Genomic DNA, 18612 nt, shown 5'->3' on the forward strand with positions numbered 1-18612 from the left:
CCCGCCCGCCGAGCGGACGAGCCCCGCCCCGCACTCCCCGGCAGAACGGAAGACCATGACCCAGTCCACGCGATCCCCGTCCACGGCCGGCGGGCCGGACCCCGAGGGCCGGCCCCTGCTCGCGCCGCTCGTCGACTACCCCGAGCACGAGTTCGTCCGCCGCACCGCCGCGGCGCGGGCCCGCGACGTCGACACGGCCGCCGCCTCCCCGCTGGGGACCCTGCGCGAGCTGGGCGCCCGGGGGCTGCTGGACCTCGGCCTGACCGGGTCGCTGGCCCCGCAGGCGGCCGTCGTGTTCGACCTCGCCACCGAGTGCACCGCCACGGCGTTCTCCCTGTGGGCCCACCGGGCGACCGTCGAGTACCTCGCCGCCACCGGGACGGAGATCCCCGCGGACGTGCGCTCCGGGGCCGTGCCCGGCTGCTCGGCGATGGCGCCGGCTTTCAAGGACGCCGCCGGCATCGGCGAGATCCCCGTGACGCTGACCGCCGGCGCGGCGGGACCTGTCCTCGACGGCACCGTGCCGTGGGCCTCCAACCTGTACCCCGAGGGCGTCGTGGTCCTGCCCGCCGTCCGGGAGGACGGCACCCGCGTGGTGGTCCGGACCCGGGTCTCGGCACCGGGGGTGACGGTGCGCCTGCTCGAGAACCTGATGGCGCTCAACGCGACGGCCTCGGGCGTTCTCGTCCTCGAGGGCGTGGCCGTCGACCCCGCCGAGGACCTGCTGAGCGAGGACGTCCCGTCCTTCCTCGCCGCCGTCCGCGGCCCGTTCCTGCTGCTGCAGACCGCCTTCTGCCTCGGCCTCTCGGCCGCCGCGCTGACCGCCGCGCACGAGGCCCTGCAGGGCGTCGCCGAGGTGTTCCGGGAGGAGCTCGAGGAGGCGGCCGCCGAGTACCGCCGCCTGCGCGCCGACCTCCTGCGCCTGGCGGAGGCACCCCGGGAGACCGCCCCCCGGGAGCTGTTCTCCCTCCGGCTGGACGCCGCGCTGCTCACGGGCCGGGCGACCCGGATCGAGGGGAAGGTCGTGGGCGGGCGCGGCTACGCCATGTCCTCCCCCACCGCCCGCCGGGCCCGCGAGGCCGCGTTCCTGCCCGTGCAGTCCCCCACGGAAGGTCACCTGCGGTGGGTGCTGCAGAACCTGGCCTGAGCCGCGCCGCGCCGGCGCTCACCGTCCGCGGGCTGCGCAAGAGCTACCCGGGGGCCTCCGCGCCCGCCCTCGACGGGGTGGACCTGACCCTGCGCAGCGGTGAGACGTTCGCGGTGCTGGGCCCCAGCGGGTCCGGGAAGTCCACGCTGCTGCGGGCGATCGCGGGGCTCGAGCCCCTGGACGGGGGCAGCATCGAGTTCGGCTGCGCCGACGAGCGCTTCGCCGTCGTCTTCCAGGACCCCGGGCTGTTCCCCTGGCTGTCGGTGCGCCAGAACATCGCCCTCGGCGGGCGGTACCGGCGCAACCGGGACCGCTTCGAGGACGCCCGCGTGGACGACCTGCTCGAGATCCTCGGTCTGGTCCCGCTCGCGCACACCCCCGTCCAGGAGCTCTCCGGCGGGCAGGCCCAGCGGGTGTCGGTGGGCCGCGCGCTCGCGGTGCGCCCCGACGTGCTGCTGCTCGACGAGCCGTTCAGCGCCCTGGACCCGGCGACCCGCAAGGACCTCCAGCTGTGGCTGCGCGGGCTCGCCACCGAGCTGGACCTGACGGTCTTCCTCGTGACCCACGACGTCGACGAGGCCATCACCCTCGGCGACCGGATCGGCTTCTTCGCCGGTCCGCGCGGCTTCCGCCGGCAGTGGGTCCCGGCGCAGGACGGCACGACGGCCGAGCAGATCCTCGCCCACTACCGCGGGGCCGACGACGGCTCCGGGAACTGGGTCATATGAGCGCCGGCGGGCCGAGCCGGCGGGTCCTGCTGCGGGCCGGGACGGGGGCCGCGGCCCTCACCGGGCTCGGCTGGGGCGCGGGCTCCCTCTACGCGGACAGCCAGCAGGAGGCGCGCGGCGCGGCCGACCCGGAGCGCCCGGTGCGGATCGGGTACCTCCCGATCACGGACGCCTCCCCCCTGCTGGTCGCCCACGCCAACGGGTACTACGAGGACGCCGCCGTCCCCGTGGCCGACCCCGTGCTCTTCCGCAGCTGGTCGTCGCTGTCCGAGGCGTTCGTGGCGGGCAAGGTGGACGCGATCCACCTGCTGATGCCCATGGCCCTGTACATGCGCTACGGGCTGCGGGCCGACGTGCGCATCACCGCGTGGAACCACACCAACGGCTCCGCCCTCACGGTCCGCCCGGACGTGGCGGAGATCGCCGACCTGGCCGGGGAGTCCGTGGCGATCCCGGCGTGGTGGTCCGTGCACAACGTGGTGGTCCAGAAGCTGCTGCGGGCCGCGGGCCTGACCCCGGTGATGCGCGAGAGCCCGTCCCGGGCGCGGCGCACGGTGGCCCTGCTGCCCATGGCGCCCTCGGACATGCTCCCGGCGCTGAACAACGGCGTGATCGGCGGGTACGTGGTGGCCGACCCGTTCAACGCCGCCGCCGAGGCGCGGCAGGTGGGGCACATCCACCGGTTCCTCGGCGACGTGTGGCGGGACCACGCGTGCTGCGTGACCATGATGCGCGGCGAGCTCCTCCGCAACCGTCCCGCGCACGCCGCCGGGTTCATGGACGCCCTCGTCCGGGCCCAGGCGTGGGCCCGGCAGAACCGCCCCGAGACCGCGGCGCTGCTGGCCGCCGGCTACCTCCCCCAGCCCCGGCCCGTGATCGAGCAGGCCCTGACCTACTCCGCCGCCGCGCACGGGGACGCCCTGCACCACCCGGACTGGCACGGCGAGCGCCTGGACTTCCGCCCCTACCCGTACGCGAGCTTCACCGAGGAGCTGGTCCGCGCCATGCAGGACACCGTCGTCGACGCCCCGGCGGGGTTCCTCGACGGACTGGACCCGGCGCTCGTGCACCGCGAGCTCGTCGACGACACGCTCGTGACCCGCAGCATCGAGAAGGCCGGCGGCCTCGCCGCCTTCGGCATGACCGGCACCACCCGGACCGAGGAGATCAGCGCATGAGCGCGCCGCACCCCGCCCCGCACGACACCCCGCAGGACACCCCGGGGTCCCCCACCGACCTCGACGACGCCGCCCGCAGCTCTCCGCCCGGGACCGGCCCGGCGGGCCCCGCCCCGGCGCGGACGACCCGGCGCACCGGGTCCCGCTGGACCGGCCCGGCCTGGGGGGCCTTCGGGGTGCTGGTCACGATCGCCGTGTGGTGGGCGTTCACGCACGCCGCGGCCGGGGCGAACACCATGATCGCCTCCTTCCAGCCCGAGCGCATGCCCGGTGCGGTGGCCTCGCTGGCCGAGCGTGGGGTGGTGGTCCAGGACGGCCTGACCAGCCTGTGGCGCCTGCTGTGCGGGCTGGCCGTGGCCACGGGCCTGGGCGTGCCGCTGGGCCTGCTCATCGGCTCCTACCGCCGCTTCCGGTGGACCAGCGCCCCGGTGGTGCAGTTCCTGCGCATGGTCTCCCCGCTGTCCTGGGCGCCCGTGGCCGTGGCGCTGCTGGGGGTGGGCAACGCCCCCGTCGTCTTCCTCGTGGCCGCCGCCGCGGTCTGGCCGATCACCATGAACACGGCCGCCGGCGTCAAGGCCCTGGACCCGCTGCACCTGCGGGTCGCCGAGACGCTCGGGGCCACCCCGGTCGAGCGGCTGCGCACCGTGGTGCTGCCCAGCATCCGGCCGTTCGTCATGACCGGGGTGCGGCTGGCCCTGGGGATCTCGTGGGTGGTCATCGTGCCGGCCGAGATGCTCGGGGTCAGCAGCGGCCTGGGCTACGAGATCCTCAACGCCCGGGACCGGCTGGCCTACGACGAGATGCTCGTGGTGATCCTCGTCATCGGCCTGCTGGGCATGGCGCTGGACCAGCTCGCCCAGTGGCTGCTGCGCGAGCCGGGACCGCGCCGCTGAGCCTCAGCGGGCCCGGAACCGGGCCCGCTTGTGCGAGCCGTCGCAGAACGGCTTGATGGACGACGCCCCGCAGCGGCACAGCGCCACGGTGGCGCGCCCGGGGTCGATGGGCCGGTCGTCGCCGTCCAGGAGTTCGTAGCCCCCGCGCACCAGCAGCGGGCCGTCGGGGCACACGGTGATCGTCGCCGCCGCGCCGGACCCGGCAGCAGCGGCCGGCCCGGGGTCGGGCACCGGCGCAGGCCCGGTCACCGGCGCAGGCTCGGGCACGGGCTCGGCGGCCGGGACCGGGCCCGGGACCGCCCGGGCGTCCTCGGGGCGCTCCGCGGCGCTCACCGGACGAGTTCCGCGGCGCCGCGCCGGGACGGCTCCGCCGCGGCCGGGCGCAGCGCGGACTCCCCCGCCTCCCACCGCGCGAGCGCGTGGCGGGCGGCGAGCGCGTCCAGGTGCAGGACGCAGCGCGCGCCGAAGAAGACGTCCGCCGCGACGGCGGGCTCGTCGACCACGAGGCCGCCGGCCATGTCCCGGGCCGCGATCTGCTCGTGGGCGGCGTCGGCCTCGACGTGCTCGTCGTAGAACGCCGCCGCGGCGGGCAGTCCCAGGCGGTGGAAGCCGCGCGCCAGGAACTTGGAGGGCACCGACGACGTCATCTCGTACATCGCCAGGTGCCCCACCACCGCGCCGCGCAGCCGGCGGTGCAGACCGAACATCGTGACGGTGTTGACCCCGGCGAGCCACTCGGCGGGCACCCGGTCCACGGCGCTGCCGTAGGAGTCGTCGAGGCCGGCCTCGCGCATCCCGGCCGCGAACAGCGCCGAGTGCATGCGCGCGGCGTCGCCGCCGCCGTACTCGTCGACCTGGATCTCGATCAGGCCGGCCTTCGCCCGGCCGCTCAGCCGGGGGATGCCCCAGGTGTGCGGGTCGCCCTCCATGAGCTGGTAGACGGACTTCAGCTGCAGGAACTCCCGGGCCTGCTCGGCGTCCGCCCGGCCGGAGAGGTGGCGCGCGAGGCTCGGCCCGTCGTCGTCGGCGGCGATGGCGAACAGGGCGTCGGCGACCGCCTGCGGCGTGCCGGGCACGGTGTCGGCGGGCAGCTCCGCGCGCAGCTCGGCCTCGAGCGCGCCGGAGAGGACCTCCCGCGCGCGCAGCAGCTCGGGGTCGCTCTCCCAGCGGTCGTCGACCCCGTCGACGCCCTGGTAGTGCAGGGCGTGCAGGACGAACAGGCTGAGCTGGACGTCGTCGTCGGCGAGCACGCCGTCCGCGCGGGACACGGCGGCGCGGGCGGCCGCCGACAGCCCCCCGGCCCGGGCCTCGGCCCCGGGGGTGCCGGGCTCCTCCCGGAGCACCGCGAGGAGGTCCTCGCCGAGCGGCCCTCGTGGCTGTGGCTGACGCATGTGTCGACTCCTGTCCGGGTGCTGGGGGTGATCGCCCACCATCATAGTTTCCATCACCGTGCTGATCATATGGACGGCGTCCGACAGCGCCGGGTCCGGCCCCCCTCTCCGCCCGGCGGGGCACCGAGTACAGTGGTGGAGGCCCGGATCCGGGCTCCCACCCCGCCGTCGAGGAGACCCGCATGAGTTCCCCCGTGCCCGGACGCACCATCGCCACCCGCCTCGGCCTGGGCTGGCGCCTCCACGGCGACGGCCGCACCGTCACCGCCGGTGAGGTCGTCAGGCCGCGGGAGCGGCTCACCTGGCCCCGGACGGTCACCATCGGCGCGCAGCACGTGGTCGCCATGTTCGGCGCCACGTTCCTGGTGCCGCTGATCACGGGCTTCCCGCCCTCCACCACGCTGTTCTTCTCCGGCGTGGGCACGATCCTGTTCCTGGTGGTCACCGCCGGCCGGGTCCCCTCCTACCTCGGCTCGTCCTTCGCCTTCATCGCCCCCATCACCGCCTCGATGAACCAGTACGGTCCCGGCGGCGCGCTGGGCGGCGTCCTCATGGCCGGCGCGGCGCTGTTCCTCATCGGCCTGGTGGTGCAGTTCGCGGGCACCGCCTGGCTCCAGAAGCTCATGCCGCCGCTGGTCACGGGCACCATCGTGGCGCTCATCGGGTTCAACCTGGCGCCGTCCGCGAAGGACAACTTCATGGAAGCCCCCGTCACCGCGCTGGTGACGCTGTCCTCCATCATCCTCGTCTCGGTGCTCTTCCGCGGCCTGCCCGGGCGCCTGTCGATCCTGCTGGGCGTGGCCATCGGATACGTCACCGCGGTGCTGCGCGACGAGGTGGACTTCAGCCGGATCGACACCGCCTGGCAGCAGCAGGGCCTCTTCGGGCTGCCCCCGTTCCAGACCCCCGAGTTCCACCTGCCCCTGATGGGCCTGTTCGTCCCCGTCATCCTCGTGCTGGTCGCCGAGAACATCGGGCACGTGAAGTCCGTGGCGCTCATGACCGGCGACGACCTCGACCCGTACATGGGGCGGGCGATCATGTCCGACGGGCTCGCCACCATGATCGCCGGCTCGGGCGGCGGCTCGGGCACCACGACCTACGCCGAGAACATCGGCGTCATGGCGGCCACGCGCGTCTACTCGACGGCGGCCTACTGGGTCGCCGCCGTGGTGGCGATCCTGCTGAGCGTCTTCCCGGTCTTCGGCGCCGCGGTGGCCACGGTCCCCGCAGGGGTCCTGGGCGGGGCCGCCACGGTGCTGTACGGGATGATCGGCATGCTCGGCGTGCGGATCTGGGTGCAGAACCGCGTGGACTTCTCGAACCCGGTCAACCTCACCACCGCCGCGGTGGCCATGATCATCGGGATCGCCGACTACACGTGGGAGGCCTCCGGGCTGCAGTTCGCGGGCATCGCCCTCGGCACGGCGGCCACGCTCGTGGTCTACCACCTCATGTCGTTCCTGGCCCGCGTGCGGGGGACGGTGGGCAGCGACCCGCTCGCCCCCGACACCACGCGGCTGCCCTCCCCCCTGGGCTGAGCTGCGCCGGACACCCCTCTACTCGTCGGTAGACGAAATGTGCCGGTGAGGGGCCGCTTTTCTTGGTGACCCAGGTCTCCTTTCCCCTAGCGTGGAGTGCGGGAGGGCCGAGCAGCCGGCCGCGCACCACGAGCTGCAGGGGAGAGACCATGCACCACAAACCGTCCGTTCTCGTCCAGGTCGACCTCGACGGCCGGCACATCCGGCTCGTCGTCAGCGGGTGCGTCACCGAGCTCAACCACCGGGCCCTGTGCCCCCTCGTCCGCCGCGCCCGCACCCTGGCCCCGGACATCGCCGTGGTCGTGGACCTCACCACCGCCCACCACGTCGAACCGGTCGCCGTGGACCTGTTGCGCTGGGCCGCGGAGCACGAGGACGCGGTGCGCGGCACGCCCGCCGTCGACTTCGTCCTCCCCGCCGAGCTCCCCGGCCACGGCACCGTGACCCGGCTCGCCGGGTGGGCGAACGCCCGCCGCCGCCCCGGGGCCCCCGAGCCCGCGCGCCGGGGGGCACGGAGCGGAGCCGCCCCGCGGTCCCGTCTCGCGGGCTGAACCGGCCCGTACCGTCCCACCAGAGGGAGGACACCCCGTGAGCACGATCAGCCGCGTCCTGATGGCGCACCCCGCCGCCCCCGAGCTCGCGCACGAGGAGCGGGCGGCAGAGGTCCGGTGCATCGAGGCGTGCCTCGAGGCCGCCCAGATCTGCCGGATCGGCGCCGACGCCTGCGTGGAGGAGGACGCCGTCGCGGACCTCCGCGACTGCCTGCGCGCCGAGCAGGACTGCGCGGTGATCGGCTCGGCCACCGCCCAGGTGCTGGCCCGCCTCGGCTTCCCGGAGCCCGGGGACGGCCGGGCCGTGCTGGTGCCGCTGCTCGAGGCGTGCGGGGCCGCGGCCCGGGCGTGCCGGGACGCGTGCCGGCGGCACGCCGAGGTCTACGAGCACTGCGCCCTCGTGGCCGAGGCGTGCGAGCGGTGCGACGAGGCCTGCGCGGACCTGCTGAGCCGGCGGAGCTGACGTGGCCGCCCCCGAGGTCCACTGGTTCGAGGAGCTCGGGATCGCGGACGTCCCCCGGGTGGGCGGCAAGAACGCCTCCCTCGGGGAGATGGTCCGGGAGCTGGCCTCCCGGGGGGTGCGCGTGCCGGGGGGCTTCGCGACCACCGCGGACGCGTACCGGTCCTACGTGGAGGCCAACGGGATCGGGCCCGCCCTCCGGGACCGGCTCGAGGACCACCGCGCGGGCCGGGCGACGCTGCGGGAGACCGGCGCCGCCGTGCGCGAGCTGTTCCTGCGCGGCGAGTTCCCCGCGCAGACGGCACGGCAGATCCGGCAGTTCTACCGGGAGCTCTCCGCGCGCACGGGCCGCGCCGGACTGTCCGTGGCCGTGCGCAGCAGCGCGACCGCGGAGGACCTCCCGGACGCGAGCTTCGCGGGCCAGCAGGAGACGTTCCTCAACGTGGTCGGCGAGGACGAGCTGCTGGAGGCGTGCCGGCGGTGCTACGCGTCCCTGTTCACGGACCGGGCCATCACCTACCGGGAGCTCAAGGGGTTCGACCACCTCGCGGTCGCCCTGTCCGTCGGCGTGCAGGAGATGGTCCGGGCGGACCTCGGCTGCTCCGGGGTGATGTTCTCGATCGACACCGAGAGCGGCTTCCCGCGCGTGGCCGTGATCAGCGCGACCTGGGGCCTGGGCGAGACGGTCGTGCAGGGCACCGTGGACCCGGACAAGTACCTCGTGTTCAAGCCCCTCCTCGACGTGGCGGAGGCCCCGATCGTGGAGCGGACCCGGGGGGCCAAGCTGCACAAGCTCGTCCACGACGACGACGCCCCTGCCGGGGCCGCCGCCACCCGGCTCGTGCAGACCTCCCCCGCGGAGCGGCAGGCGTGGGTGCTCGGCGACGACGACGTCCTGCGGCTCGGCCGCTGGGCCGTGCTCGTCGAGGACCACTACGGCCGCCCCATGGACCTGGAGTGGGCGAAGGACGGGCTGACGGGCGAGCTGTTCCTGCTGCAGGCCCGGCCGGAGACCGTCCAGGCCGGTCGCAGCGGGACCCGCTTCACGATCCACCACCTCCGGGGCGAGGGGCGCGTGCTCGCGGTGGGCGCCGCGGTCGGGGACGCCGTGGCCACCGGCCCGGCCTGCGTGGTCCGCACCGCGGCGGACATCGAGTCCTTCCGGGACGGGTCGGTGCTCGTCACCGAGATGACGGACCCGGACTGGGTCCCGGTGATGAAGCGCGCCGCCGCGATCGTCACCGACCACGGCGGGACCACCAGCCACGCGGCGATCGTCAGCCGGGAGCTGGGCCTGCCCGCCGTCGTCGGGACCGGGGACGCCTCGCGGACGATCCCGGAGGGCCAGGAGCTGACGGTCTCCTGCGCGGCGGGCGACCGGGGCACGGTCTACGAGGGCACCCTCCCGTTCGACGTCGAGGAGGTCGACCTCGGGGAGCTGCCGGAGTCGCGCACCGCGATCATGGTCAACGTGGCGAGCCCCGCCGCGGCCTTCCGCTGGTGGCGGCTGCCGGCCGACGGGGTGGGTCTGGCCCGGATGGAGTTCGTCGTCAACAACATCGTCGAGGTCCACCCCATGGCCCTCGTGCACCCGGAGCGGGTCCGGGACGAGGCGGACCGCCGGCGGATCGCGGAGCTGACGGCGGGCTTCCCGGACGGCCAGGAGTACTTCGTGCAGACGCTGGCGCTGGGCCTCGCCAAGCTCGCCGCCCCGTACCACCCCCGGCCGGTGATCGTGCGGCTCAGCGACTTCAAGTCCAACGAGTACGCCCACCTCGTGGGCGGGGCGGCCTTCGAGGAGCCCGAGGAGAACCCGATGCTCGGCTTCCGGGGGGCCTCCCGCTACTACGACCCCCGGTACCGGGAGGGCTTCGCCCTCGAGTGCCGGGCGCTGCGGCGGGTGCGCGAGCGCATCGGCTTCGACAACGTGGTGGTCATGGTCCCCTTCTGCCGCACCGTGGGCGAGGCGGACCGGGTCCTGGCCACGATGGCCGAGCACGGCCTCGAGCGCGGGCGGCACGGCCTGAAGGTGTACATGATGTGCGAGATCCCCTCCAACGTGGTCCTGGCCGAGCAGTTCGCCACGCGGTTCGACGGCTTCTCCATCGGCTCCAACGACCTCACGCAGCTCGTCCTGGGGGTGGACCGGGACGCGGAGGCCCTGCGGGCGCTGTTCGACGAGCGGGACGAGGCCGTGACCCGGATGATCAGCGAGGCGATCCGCAAGGCCCACGCCGCGGGCATCCCCATCGGCATCTGCGGCCAGGGGCCCAGCAACCACCCCGACTTCGCCGAGTTCCTGGTGCGGGAGGGGATCGACTCGATCTCCCTGAACCCGGACAGCTTCCTGCGCACCGCGCGGGGGATCGCCGAGACCGAGCGGCGCCTCGCGGCCGGGCCCGGGCCCGGGCCCGGGAGCACAATGGACGCATGAGCCTCTCGGTGGGCGCACGCCCCGACCTGGACGTCGAGCCCGGGCGCGCGGGGCGGCTGCTCGAGTTCCCGCGGCGCTATCCGCTCGTGGCCGTGACCCTGGCCGTGGGCGCCGTGGTCGTGGGACTGCTGGTCGCCGGGCAGCCGGGGCCGGCGCAGTGGCTGGGCTCCGGGTGGGCCCTGGTCGTGGCCGCCCGGGTGGCGTGGGGCATGGTCGCGGACGTCGTCGCCGGGCACTGGGGCGTGGACCTGCTGGCCGTCACGGCGATCAGCTCGACCGTGGCGGTCGGCGAGTACCTGGCGTCCCTCGTGGTGGTCCTCATGCTCACCGGGGGCCAGGCTCTCGAGGACTACGCGGCGAACCGGGCCCGCAAGGAGCTCAACGCGCTGCTCGAGCGGGCCCCGGTGCTGGCCCACCGGCGGCACCCGGACGGGTCCGTCGAGGACGTCCCGGTCGAGGAGGTCCGCCCCGGGGACGAGCTGCTGGTCCGCCCCGCCGAGGTCGTCCCCGTGGACGGGTGCCTGGTCGGCGCGGAGGCCGAGTTCGACGAGTCCTCCATCACCGGGGAGAGCCTGCCCGTGACCCGCCGCGCCGGGGAGTCGGTGCTCTCGGGCGTCCTCAACGAGCAGCAGGCCGTGGTGCTGCGGGCCACCGCCACCGCGGCGGACAGCCAGTACTCCCAGATCGTGGCGATGGTGCGGGAGGCCGCGGAGTCCCGCGCGCCGGTGGTGCGCCTGGCCGACCGCTACGCCGTGCCCTTCACCGCGTTCGCCCTCCTCGTGGCCGGGCTGGCGTGGTGGTACCACGGGGACCCGGTGGTCTTCGCCGAGGTGCTCGTGGTGGCCACCCCCTGCCCGCTGCTGATCGCCGCCCCCGTGGCGTTCCTGGGCGGGATGAGCCGGGCGGCGCGCAACGGCGTCATCATCAAGAACGCCGGGACCCTCGAGCGGCTCGCCGCGGTGCGGACCGTGGCCTTCGACAAGACCGGGACGATCACCTACGGCCGCCCCGAGCTGCTGGCCGTCCACGCCCGCCCCCCGTTCCCGGAGGAGGAGCTGCTGCGCCTGACGGCGTCCGCCGAGCAGTACTCCTCCCACGTGCTCTCCGCCTCGGTGCGGGACGCCGCGCTCGCCCGGGGGCTGGTGCCGGCCCCGGCCGAGGAGGCCCACGAGGAGGCCACCCACGGGGTCACCGCCACCGTGGAGGGACGCCGGGTGGTGGTCGGCAAGCGCGCCCACGTGGCCCGCTCCGCCCCGGACGTGGTCGAGCAGGCGCTCGGTCCGGGCGAGCTGGCCGTCTACGTGGCCGTGGACGGCCGCTTCGCCGGCACCCTGGTGATGAGCGACCAGGTGCGCGAGGACGCGGCGGCCACGATGGCCGAGCTGACCGCGCTCGGGGTCCGGGAGATCCTCGTGCTCAGCGGTGACGCCCGCGCCACCGTGGAGCACGTCGCCGCGGCGCTGGGCATCACCCGAGTGCTGCCCGAGTGCCTGCCCGAGGACAAAGTCCGCACCGTCCGCGGCGCCCCGCACCGTCCGGTGCTCATGGTCGGCGACGGCGTCAACGACGCCCCCGTGCTCGCCGCCGCCGACGTCGGCGTCGCGATGGGCGCCCGGGGCGCGACCGCCGCCAGCGAGTCCGCCGACGTCGTGATCCTCACCGAGGACCTCGCCAGGACCGCGACGGCGGTGCGGATCGGCCGGCGCACCATGCAGGTGGCCCTGCAGAGCATCTGGCTGGGCATCGCCCTGTCCGTGGTGCTCATGCTCGTGGCCGCCACCGGGGCGATCCCCGCGATCTTCGGCGCCCTCAGCCAGGAGGTCGTGGACCTCCTGGCCATCCTCAACGCCCTGCGCGCCCTCCGCGGGCCCCGCGGCGAACGGTGACGGGCCGGCTCAGTGCCGGACGACGAGCACCGGGCAGTGGGCGTAGGAGACGCACGCGTGGGAGACCGAGCCCAGGGAGGAGCCGAGCAGCCCGCCGCGGCCGCGCCGGCCGAGCACGAGCAGCTGCGCGGTCTCGCTCTCCGCGATGAGCCGGCCCGCCGGGCGGCCGTGCGTCACCGTGGTGGTCAGGCGGCCGGGGACGTCCTCCCCGAAGACGGCCGCGACCGTGCGCGCGAGGATCCGCTCGTGGTTGGCGCGCAGCGCCTCCTCGTCGACGAGGAGCTCGGCGTCCAGCACGGTGGGGTCCCCCGCGCACGCGATCGCCTCGAGCGGGGCGTCGAGGGCCTCCGCGAGCCTCGCGGCGAGCCGCAGGGCCTCCATCGAGGACTCCGAGCCGTCGATCCCCACGAGGATCCGCTGGTCCGTCGGTGCGTTCATGACCGAACCTCCTTGTCCGGGCCGGCTGCCGGGAGCCGGCCTGTCGGTGCCGCGTGGCCCGCGCCGGGTGGTCCGGCGCCGGCCGGTCAGTGCCGGACGACCAGCACCGGGCAGTGGGCGTGGTCGATGCACGCGTTGGAGACGGAGCCCAGGGCCGAGCCCCGCAGGCCTCCGTGGCCGCGGCGCCCGAGCACCAGCATCAGGGCGTTCTCGCTCTCCTCGACCAGGCGGGCCGCGGCCCGTCCGTGGAGCAGCTCGGCGCGCACGTGCTCCGGGGGGTCCGCGCCGAACACGTCGGCGACCGTCGAGCGGAGCAGCTCCACGCTGCCGGCCGGCGGCCGCTCCGGGTCGACGGTCTCCCAGCCCTCGTAGAGGGGCGGCCCCTCCCAGAACATGAGGGCGGTCAGCGGGACGCCCAGGGCCCGGGCGATCCTGTCCCCCGCCCGGAGGGCCTCCTTCGAGGAGTCCGATCCGTCGATGCCGACGAGGATCCGCTGCTGGGACGGTGCGTCCATGGCCGAGCTCCTTCGTTCCGGCGCCCGCGGTCCGTGCCCGGGGCGCGCTCCGTCCGCCAGGAACCTGGCGGACCGCTCAGTGCCGCACCACGAGGACGGGGCACTTGGCGTGGGAGACGAGGGCCGAGGAGACGGAGCCGAGGATCATCCCCAGCACCCCGCCCGTTCCCCGCCGGCCCACCACGAGCATCCGGGCCTCCTCGCTCTCCTCGATGAGCCGGGCGGCGGGCTGGCCGCGCAGGAGCCGGGTGGTCAGGTTCGCCGGGCGCTGCTCCCCGAACACCTCCTCGAGGGTGCTCTCGAACAGCTGCTCGCTGCCACGGCGGAACTCCTCGGGGTCCACCACACGGTAGCTCTCGTAGAGCAGCGGGTCCTCCCAGCACATGACGGCCTCGAGCGGTGCGCCCAGGGCCTCGGCGAGCCGCACTCCCTCCCGGAGCGCGGCCTTGGACGACCCGGACCCGTCGACTCCCACGACGATCCGGCCTCCGGACGACGGCTCGCCCATGGTGTTCCCCCTTGTTCCCGGCGGGCCGGCCGGTCCGCCTGTCTCCACGATAGGACCCGGTGAGGTCCGTCACAACGGATCCCCGGTCCCGGGGCCCGCATGACGGCCGGCGGGCGGAACCGCCCCGTCCCGCCTGCCGTCGCACGGGCGGAGCGCGGCGTCCTCAGCCGCGGGTGACCTGGATCTTCCGGGTCGCGGGCGGCTCGACGTGCCCGGCGACGGGCACGCGCACCTCCAGCACGCCGTCGCGGTACGCGGCGCTGATGTCCTCGTCCCGGCACCCGGCGGGCAGCGGCAGGGCGCGGGAGAACGAGCCGTAGCGGAACTCCGAGCGGTAGCCGCCCTTGTCCTTGTGCTCGGTCCGCTCCCTGCGCTCGGCCCGCAGGTGGAGCACGTCGTCGGCCACCGTGAGCTCCACGTCCTGCTCGGGGTCGATGCCGGGCAGCTCCGCCCGGATCACCACGGTGTCGCCGTCCCGGTACTCCTCCACACGGGGCCAGGAGGCCTCGACGTCCCCCTCCAGGAGGCGTCGGAGGGGCTCGAGCATCTCCAGCCCCTCCCTGCGCATCAATCCGGCCATGACCTGACTCCTTCCCGTGGCACCGGTGCCGCGGCCGTCCGGGACGTCCGGCGGGACCGGTGCGGTCCGCCTCGACCCTTCAAGCGTAGACACCGCCGACCGGGCGCGTAAGGGCCGCGGGGTCCGGGACGCATGATGACGGGGGCCCGCTCCGCCGGCCCCGGGGACGCTGGATTCGCAGGTGCGACAGGGCGATAATCGGGGCATCCCCACGGGTCCTGTCGCCGTCCGGCGGCCACCCCGGGGACCGGGAGAGATCGGGGTGTCCGCCGTGGACAACAACGTGATGAAGATCGTCTACACGTTCTTCCTGGGGGCCCTGCTGGCCCTGTTCGTGGGCCTGGGGATCCAGACGTTCTACCCGGGGCCGGAGATGCCGGAGCCGACCGCGGGGATGGAGTTCGTGCCCGAGGGGGGCGCTCCGACCGAGGAGCAGCGCGCGGAGATGGAGGAGAACGACCGGCAGTGGCGGCAGTGGCAGGAGGAGCAGCAGAGCTACAGCCGCGACGTGGCGGTCGTGGCCCTCGGCGCCTCCGTGGTGCTGCTCGGTCTCAGCCTCGTTCTGGAGAAGCGCAACAGGGTGCTGACCAACGGGGTGATGCTGGGCGGGCTGTTCACCCTGATCTACGCCATCGGCCGCAGCTTCGCCTCCAGCGAGACCACCATGACGTTCGTCGCCGTGAGCGTGGGCCTGGCCGTGGTGCTGGTCCTCGGCCACCGGCGCTTCTTCCAGGACCGCCCCCCGGCGGGCGCGCCCGAGGAGGCGCACCGGGAGCAGAGCGGCGTCTGAGCCGCTCCGCCGGGACGCCTCTAGAAGCCCGTCGGCTCGGTCTCCAGCTCGGGCTCCTCGGGCGGGGCCTCGTGGTGCAGGGGCCGCAGGGCGGCGGTCGTCCCGAACCACAGCAGCGCGTCATAGCGCTCCCCCATGCGGGTGGGGACGTAGTTGCCGGCCTCGCGCCACGGGTGGTACACCACCCCGACGGCCCGGTGGCCGAACCTCCCGGAGAGCCAGGGCCCGGAGCGGTCGCGGCCGAAGACGAGCACCGCGTCCTCCTCCAGCGCCCGGTGCAGGAGGTCCTCGTGGCTGCCGGCACGCGCCTGCGGGACGGCGAGCACCTCCTCGGCCGCGCCCCATGCCTCCGCCGCGACGACCGTGCCGGTCCAGGAGGCGAGGCCGACCAGGACCACCTCGTGCGCGGGGTGGCGCTCGCGCAGCAGCTGGCCCACGTTGACCAGCCCGGCGTCGAACATGTCGGTGGCCCGGGCGTCCCCCACATGGGAGTTGTGCTCCCACACCAGGCCCTTGGCGCCGGGCCCGTGGTGGCGGGAGAGCAGGTCCGCGGTGTCCGCCATGTGCTCGTCCCGCACGTTCCAGGACTGCTGGTCGCCGCGCACCATGGTCCGGTAGTAGCGCTCGGCGTCGACCGCCACCATGGCGTTGAGGGCGGCGTCGAACGCGGCGGGGTCCCCGGCCGTCCGGTCCATGGTGCGCCGGCGCACCTCGGCGAGGAGGGCGACGACGTCGGCCTCGCAGCTCTCGGGCACGATCCGCGTCCGCCACGCGTAGCGGTGCGGGTCCTCGTGGAAGGGAACGAAGCACTGCCACGCCTGCAGCGCGGCGGGCAGCGCCTCGGGGGCGCTCGTCCCGAGCCAGCCGATGATCTCCCGCAGCGAGTCCCACAGCGAGTAGACGTCCAGGCCGTAGAAGCCGACCTGCTCGTGGCCGGCCCGGCGGGCGTTCTCCTCCCGGAGCCAGTCGAGGAACTCGGCGACCTCCTCGTTCGCCCACATCCACGTGGGCCAGCGCTCGAAGCCCGCGAGGACGCCGTGGGCGTCGAGGTCCTGGTCCGCCTCGCCGCGCACCCACCGGTCGATCCGCCAGCAGTCCGGCCAGTCCCCCTCGACCCCGATCCAGGTGAAGCCGTACTCCTCGATGAGCCGGCGGCTGAGCAGGGCCCGCCACCGGTAGTACTCGTGCGTGCCGTGGGACGCCTCCCCCACGCACACGAACCGGGCGCCGGCGCAGCGCTCCACGAGCGGATCGAGGTCCTGCGCCGTCTCCAGCGGCTGGGCGAGGGAGCGGATCTCCGCGAGGACCCCGGCCTCCCGGGAGGGCCCGCGCCCGAGCGGGCTCACCGGGACGTCCCGTCGCCGTGCTCCCCGGCCGGGGAGAGGTGGCGCAGGAACCAGTCCCGGGCCAGCGCGGCGGCCTCGGCGAGCGTGCCGGGCTCCTCGAAGAGGTGTGTGGCGCCCTCCACCACGGCCAGCCGGGTGGGACAGCGCATCGACTCCTGCGCCCACCGGTTGAGGCCGAGCACCTCGGAGTCCTCGCTGCCGACGATCAGCAGGGTGGGTGCCTGCACCGAGCGCAGCCGCTCGTCCGCGAGGTCCGGCCGGCCGCCGCGGGAGACCACGGCCGCGATGGACGCGCCGGGCTCGGCCGCGGCCCACAGGGCGGCGCCGGCGCCGGTGCTCGCCCCGAAGTACCCGACCGGGGACGCCGCGGAACCGGGCTGCTCGCGCAGCCACGCCGTGGCCAGGAGCAGCCGCTCGGCGAGCAGGCCGATGTCGAAGACGTTGCCCCGGTCCGTCTCCTCCCCGGGGGTGAGCAGGTCGAGCAGCAGGGTGCCGAGCCCCGCCTGCTGCAGGACGGAGGCCACGTACTGGTTCCGCGGGCTGCGCCGGCTGCTGCCGCTGCCGTGGGCGAAGACCACCACCCCGGCGCCGGGCCCCGGCAGGTGCAGCTGCGCCTCGAGCTGCTCCCTCCCGGCCGGGATGCGCACGTCGGCGTCGACCGGATAGCCGGGCGCGGCCGGCCCCGCCCGGGGCGGCGCGGGCAGCTCCGGCTGGTGGCGGCGCCGGGCGGCGTCCAGCAGGGCCACCACCTCGTCGTCCTCGGTGGCGGAGAAGTCCCGGTAGTGGTAGCCGACGGCCGTGAAGTACGGCGGGGTCGCGAGGCAGATCACCTCGTCCGCCTCCACCACCCGGCCCAGGGCCTCCTGCGGGGCCACCGGGACGGCCAGCACCACGCGCGCGGCGCCCAGCTGGCGGGCGATCCGGCAGGCCACGCGGGCCGTGGAGCCGGTGGCGATGCCGTCGTCGACGACCAGGGCGGTCCGCCCGGTGAGATCGACCCGCTCCCGGCCCTCCCGGAAGCGCGCCGTCCGCGCCTCGAGCACGGCCCGCTCCCGCGCCTCGATCTGCTCGAGCTGCGCGTCCGTCACCCCGAAGTACTGGAGGGTCCGCTCGTCGAGCACGCGGGCGCCCTCCTCCCCGATGGCGCCCATGGCCAGCTCGGGCTGGGAGGGGACCCCCAGTTTCCGCACCACGATCACGTCCAGCGGCGCGTCCAGGATGCGGGCCACCTCGTGGGCCACGGGCACCCCGCCGCGGGGCAGCCCCAGCACCACCACGTCCTGCCCGCGCAGGGACCTCAGCCGCTTCCCCAGCTGCCGCCCGGCCTCGACCCTGTTCTCGAAGACCACCATGGTCCCCACCGCCTCTCCGGCGGGCGCGCGGCCCACCGCCCTCCGGTGCTCGCCCGGCTCCGTTCGCGCCCCCGGGTCCCGTGGGCCGCCGCGGAGGACTCCAGCGTAGGCAGGCGGGGAACACGGTGGAAGGCCCGCGGGCCAGGTGACGGACGTGGACAACGGAGCAGGCCCGCCCCACAATGTGAGCACGCCCCGGCGGCCGGCCGGCCGCGGATCCGGGCGCCCTGGACGGACGTCCCGCACCGGCGGGGGAGACGGAGCACGCCGCATGAAGGACCGCACGCAGGACAGCGCCGAGGACCGCACGGACGGCAGGGTCATGCGGACGGTCTACACGTTCTTCCTGGGGCTGCTGCTGGCCCTGTTCGTGGGTCTCGGCGTCGCCACGGTCCACCCCGGCCCGGAGGAGCCCGCGCCGCCCCCGGCGGTCGCGATGGCGCGGGAGACCCGCGAGCTCGCCCCGGAGGAGCAACAGCGGTGGGCGGCCTACGAGCGCGAACGGGGGGCGTGGGAGGTCGAGCACATGCGGTACAGCCGCGACGTCGGCGTGATCGCCCTGGTCGCGTCCGTCGTGCTGCTGGGGGCGAGCCTGGCGGTGGAGCGGCGCCGGCCGGTGCTCGCCCACGGCGTGCTGCTCGGCGGTCTGTTCACGCTGCTGCACAGCGTGGTCCGCAGCCTGGTCTCGCAGGACACCGTCGCCTCGTTCGCCGTGGTCACCGTGGCGCTGGCCGTGGTGCTGTACCTCGGCTACCGCCGGTTCGTGGACCGCCCCACCCCGGCCGGTGACCGGTGGGGTCCTCCCCGGCCGGTGGTCAGCGACAACGGGAAGCACCCGTCCCGCCGCTGAGCGCGCCGGGCCGGTGCCGGCCGG

The 18612-nt window shown here is 75.1% G+C and carries 19 protein-coding genes; 11 read left to right on the top strand and 8 right to left on the bottom strand.

Annotated elements, in window-relative coordinates; all coding sequences use genetic code 11:
• The first annotated feature begins 55 nt into the window (after positions 1–55).
• The 4 genes from RF644_RS14165 to RF644_RS14180 are packed head-to-tail and all read left to right on the top strand — an operon-like array spanning position 56 to position 3946.
• On the top strand, positions 56–1147 hold the full coding sequence (locus tag RF644_RS14165) for an acyl-CoA dehydrogenase (protein WP_368796952.1): 1092 nt from the start codon (positions 56–58) through the stop codon (positions 1145–1147).
• Positions 1123–1875: an ABC transporter ATP-binding protein gene (locus RF644_RS14170; RefSeq protein WP_229588180.1), complete on the top strand. Its 753-nt coding sequence runs from the start codon at positions 1123–1125 to the stop codon at positions 1873–1875. The genes RF644_RS14165 and RF644_RS14170 overlap by 25 nt, the downstream gene beginning before the upstream one ends.
• The gene (locus tag RF644_RS14175) at positions 1872–3053 is read left to right on the top strand and encodes an ABC transporter substrate-binding protein (protein ID WP_368796953.1); all 1182 of its coding nucleotides are present in this window, start codon (positions 1872–1874) and stop codon (positions 3051–3053) included. The genes RF644_RS14170 and RF644_RS14175 overlap by 4 nt, the downstream gene beginning before the upstream one ends.
• The gene (locus RF644_RS14180; protein ID WP_368796954.1) at positions 3050–3946 is read left to right on the top strand and encodes an ABC transporter permease; all 897 of its coding nucleotides are present in this window, start codon (positions 3050–3052) and stop codon (positions 3944–3946) included. Before RF644_RS14175 ends, RF644_RS14180 begins: the two co-directional genes overlap by 4 nt.
• 3 nt (positions 3947–3949) lie before the next feature.
• Here RF644_RS14180 and RF644_RS14185 read toward each other — a convergent pair whose 3' ends face one another.
• Positions 3950–4279, bottom strand: coding sequence for a CDGSH iron-sulfur domain-containing protein (locus tag RF644_RS14185; RefSeq protein ID WP_368796956.1), 330 nt, complete (start codon positions 4277–4279; stop codon positions 3950–3952).
• Positions 4276–5337 carry an iron-containing redox enzyme family protein gene (locus RF644_RS14190; protein ID WP_368796957.1) on the bottom strand — a complete coding sequence of 354 codons (1062 nt, stop codon included), beginning with the start codon at positions 5335–5337 and terminating at the stop codon, positions 4276–4278. The genes RF644_RS14185 and RF644_RS14190 overlap by 4 nt, the downstream gene beginning before the upstream one ends.
• Positions 5338–5519: 182 nt before the next feature.
• Here RF644_RS14190 and RF644_RS14195 point away from each other — a divergent pair, with 182 nt between their 5' ends.
• From RF644_RS14195 to RF644_RS14215, 5 genes are all read left to right on the top strand, one after another.
• Positions 5520–6878, top strand: coding sequence for a uracil-xanthine permease family protein (locus tag RF644_RS14195; RefSeq protein ID WP_017832075.1), 1359 nt, complete (start codon positions 5520–5522; stop codon positions 6876–6878).
• 149 nt (positions 6879–7027) lie between these two features.
• Positions 7028–7429: a hypothetical protein gene (locus tag RF644_RS14200; protein WP_017832076.1), complete on the top strand. Its 402-nt coding sequence runs from the start codon at positions 7028–7030 to the stop codon at positions 7427–7429.
• A gap of 37 nt (positions 7430–7466) precedes the next feature.
• The gene (locus RF644_RS14205) at positions 7467–7892 is read left to right on the top strand and encodes a four-helix bundle copper-binding protein (RefSeq protein ID WP_368796958.1); all 426 of its coding nucleotides are present in this window, start codon (positions 7467–7469) and stop codon (positions 7890–7892) included.
• A 1-nt stretch (position 7893) separates the two neighbouring features.
• Positions 7894–10323: a phosphoenolpyruvate synthase gene (gene ppsA, locus RF644_RS14210; protein WP_368796959.1), complete on the top strand. Its 2430-nt coding sequence runs from the start codon at positions 7894–7896 to the stop codon at positions 10321–10323.
• Positions 10320–12209 carry a heavy metal translocating P-type ATPase gene (locus RF644_RS14215; RefSeq protein ID WP_368796960.1) on the top strand — a complete coding sequence of 630 codons (1890 nt, stop codon included), beginning with the start codon at positions 10320–10322 and terminating at the stop codon, positions 12207–12209. Before ppsA ends, RF644_RS14215 begins: the two co-directional genes overlap by 4 nt.
• Positions 12210–12218: 9 nt before the next feature.
• Here RF644_RS14215 and RF644_RS14220 read toward each other — a convergent pair whose 3' ends face one another.
• The 4 genes from RF644_RS14220 to RF644_RS14235 all read right to left on the bottom strand — a co-directional run bounded on the left by RF644_RS14220 (position 12219) and on the right by RF644_RS14235 (position 14250).
• A complete protein-coding gene (locus tag RF644_RS14220; RefSeq protein ID WP_035925941.1) occupies positions 12219–12647 on the bottom strand; it encodes a universal stress protein in 429 nt (142 codons plus the stop codon).
• 86 nt (positions 12648–12733) lie between these two features.
• Positions 12734–13162: a universal stress protein gene (locus RF644_RS14225; protein ID WP_368796961.1), complete on the bottom strand. Its 429-nt coding sequence runs from the start codon at positions 13160–13162 to the stop codon at positions 12734–12736.
• 76 nt (positions 13163–13238) lie between these two features.
• Positions 13239–13670, bottom strand: coding sequence for a universal stress protein (locus tag RF644_RS14230; protein WP_035925940.1), 432 nt, complete (start codon positions 13668–13670; stop codon positions 13239–13241).
• Between the two features lie 163 nt (positions 13671–13833).
• Positions 13834–14250 carry an Hsp20/alpha crystallin family protein gene (locus RF644_RS14235; protein ID WP_031282283.1) on the bottom strand — a complete coding sequence of 139 codons (417 nt, stop codon included), beginning with the start codon at positions 14248–14250 and terminating at the stop codon, positions 13834–13836.
• Between the two features lie 271 nt (positions 14251–14521).
• Here RF644_RS14235 and RF644_RS14240 point away from each other — a divergent pair, with 271 nt between their 5' ends.
• The gene (locus RF644_RS14240) at positions 14522–15040 is read left to right on the top strand and encodes a hypothetical protein (protein WP_126346532.1); all 519 of its coding nucleotides are present in this window, start codon (positions 14522–14524) and stop codon (positions 15038–15040) included.
• A gap of 20 nt (positions 15041–15060) precedes the next feature.
• Here RF644_RS14240 and RF644_RS14245 read toward each other — a convergent pair whose 3' ends face one another.
• Entirely contained in the window at positions 15061–16386 is a 1326-nt protein-coding gene (locus RF644_RS14245; protein WP_368796962.1) for an erythromycin esterase family protein, read from the bottom strand.
• Complete coding sequence (locus RF644_RS14250) at positions 16383–17738, bottom strand: phosphoribosyltransferase family protein (protein ID WP_368796963.1); 1356 nt, start codon at positions 17736–17738, stop codon at positions 16383–16385. Before RF644_RS14250 ends, RF644_RS14245 begins: the two co-directional genes overlap by 4 nt.
• Positions 17739–18009: 271 nt before the next feature.
• Between RF644_RS14250 and RF644_RS14255 the strand changes: the two genes are divergently transcribed.
• On the top strand, positions 18010–18588 hold the full coding sequence (locus tag RF644_RS14255) for a hypothetical protein (RefSeq protein ID WP_368796964.1): 579 nt from the start codon (positions 18010–18012) through the stop codon (positions 18586–18588).
• Positions 18589–18612 lie beyond the last annotated feature (24 nt).

It is taken from the genome of Kocuria sp. CPCC 205258, assembly GCF_040981005.1.
In the GTDB taxonomy this organism is placed as follows: Bacteria; Actinomycetota; Actinomycetes; order Actinomycetales; family Micrococcaceae; genus Kocuria; species Kocuria rosea.

Excerpts from the sequence above, each read along its gene's own strand:
- RF644_RS14215 (WP_368796960.1), top strand. The coding sequence starts at position 10,320 with ATGAGCCTCTCGGTGGGCGCACGCCCCGACCTGGACGTCGAGCCCGGG.
- RF644_RS14195 (WP_017832075.1), top strand. The coding sequence starts at position 5,520 with ATGAGTTCCCCCGTGCCCGGACGCACCATCGCCACCCGCCTCGGCCTG.
- RF644_RS14225 (WP_368796961.1), bottom strand. The coding sequence starts at position 13,162 with ATGGACGCACCGTCCCAGCAGCGGATCCTCGTCGGCATCGACGGATCG.
- RF644_RS14175 (WP_368796953.1), top strand. The coding sequence starts at position 1,872 with ATGAGCGCCGGCGGGCCGAGCCGGCGGGTCCTGCTGCGGGCCGGGACG.
- RF644_RS14190 (WP_368796957.1), bottom strand. The coding sequence starts at position 5,337 with ATGCGTCAGCCACAGCCACGAGGGCCGCTCGGCGAGGACCTCCTCGCG.
- RF644_RS14165 (WP_368796952.1), top strand. The coding sequence starts at position 56 with ATGACCCAGTCCACGCGATCCCCGTCCACGGCCGGCGGGCCGGACCCC.
- RF644_RS14235 (WP_031282283.1), bottom strand. The coding sequence starts at position 14,250 with ATGGCCGGATTGATGCGCAGGGAGGGGCTGGAGATGCTCGAGCCCCTC.
- RF644_RS14220 (WP_035925941.1), bottom strand. The coding sequence starts at position 12,647 with ATGAACGCACCGACGGACCAGCGGATCCTCGTGGGGATCGACGGCTCG.
- RF644_RS14230 (WP_035925940.1), bottom strand. The coding sequence starts at position 13,670 with ATGGGCGAGCCGTCGTCCGGAGGCCGGATCGTCGTGGGAGTCGACGGG.
- RF644_RS14200 (WP_017832076.1), top strand. The coding sequence starts at position 7,028 with ATGCACCACAAACCGTCCGTTCTCGTCCAGGTCGACCTCGACGGCCGG.
- RF644_RS14250 (WP_368796963.1), bottom strand. The coding sequence starts at position 17,738 with ATGGTGGTCTTCGAGAACAGGGTCGAGGCCGGGCGGCAGCTGGGGAAG.
- RF644_RS14255 (WP_368796964.1), top strand. The coding sequence starts at position 18,010 with ATGAAGGACCGCACGCAGGACAGCGCCGAGGACCGCACGGACGGCAGG.
- RF644_RS14180 (WP_368796954.1), top strand. The coding sequence starts at position 3,050 with ATGAGCGCGCCGCACCCCGCCCCGCACGACACCCCGCAGGACACCCCG.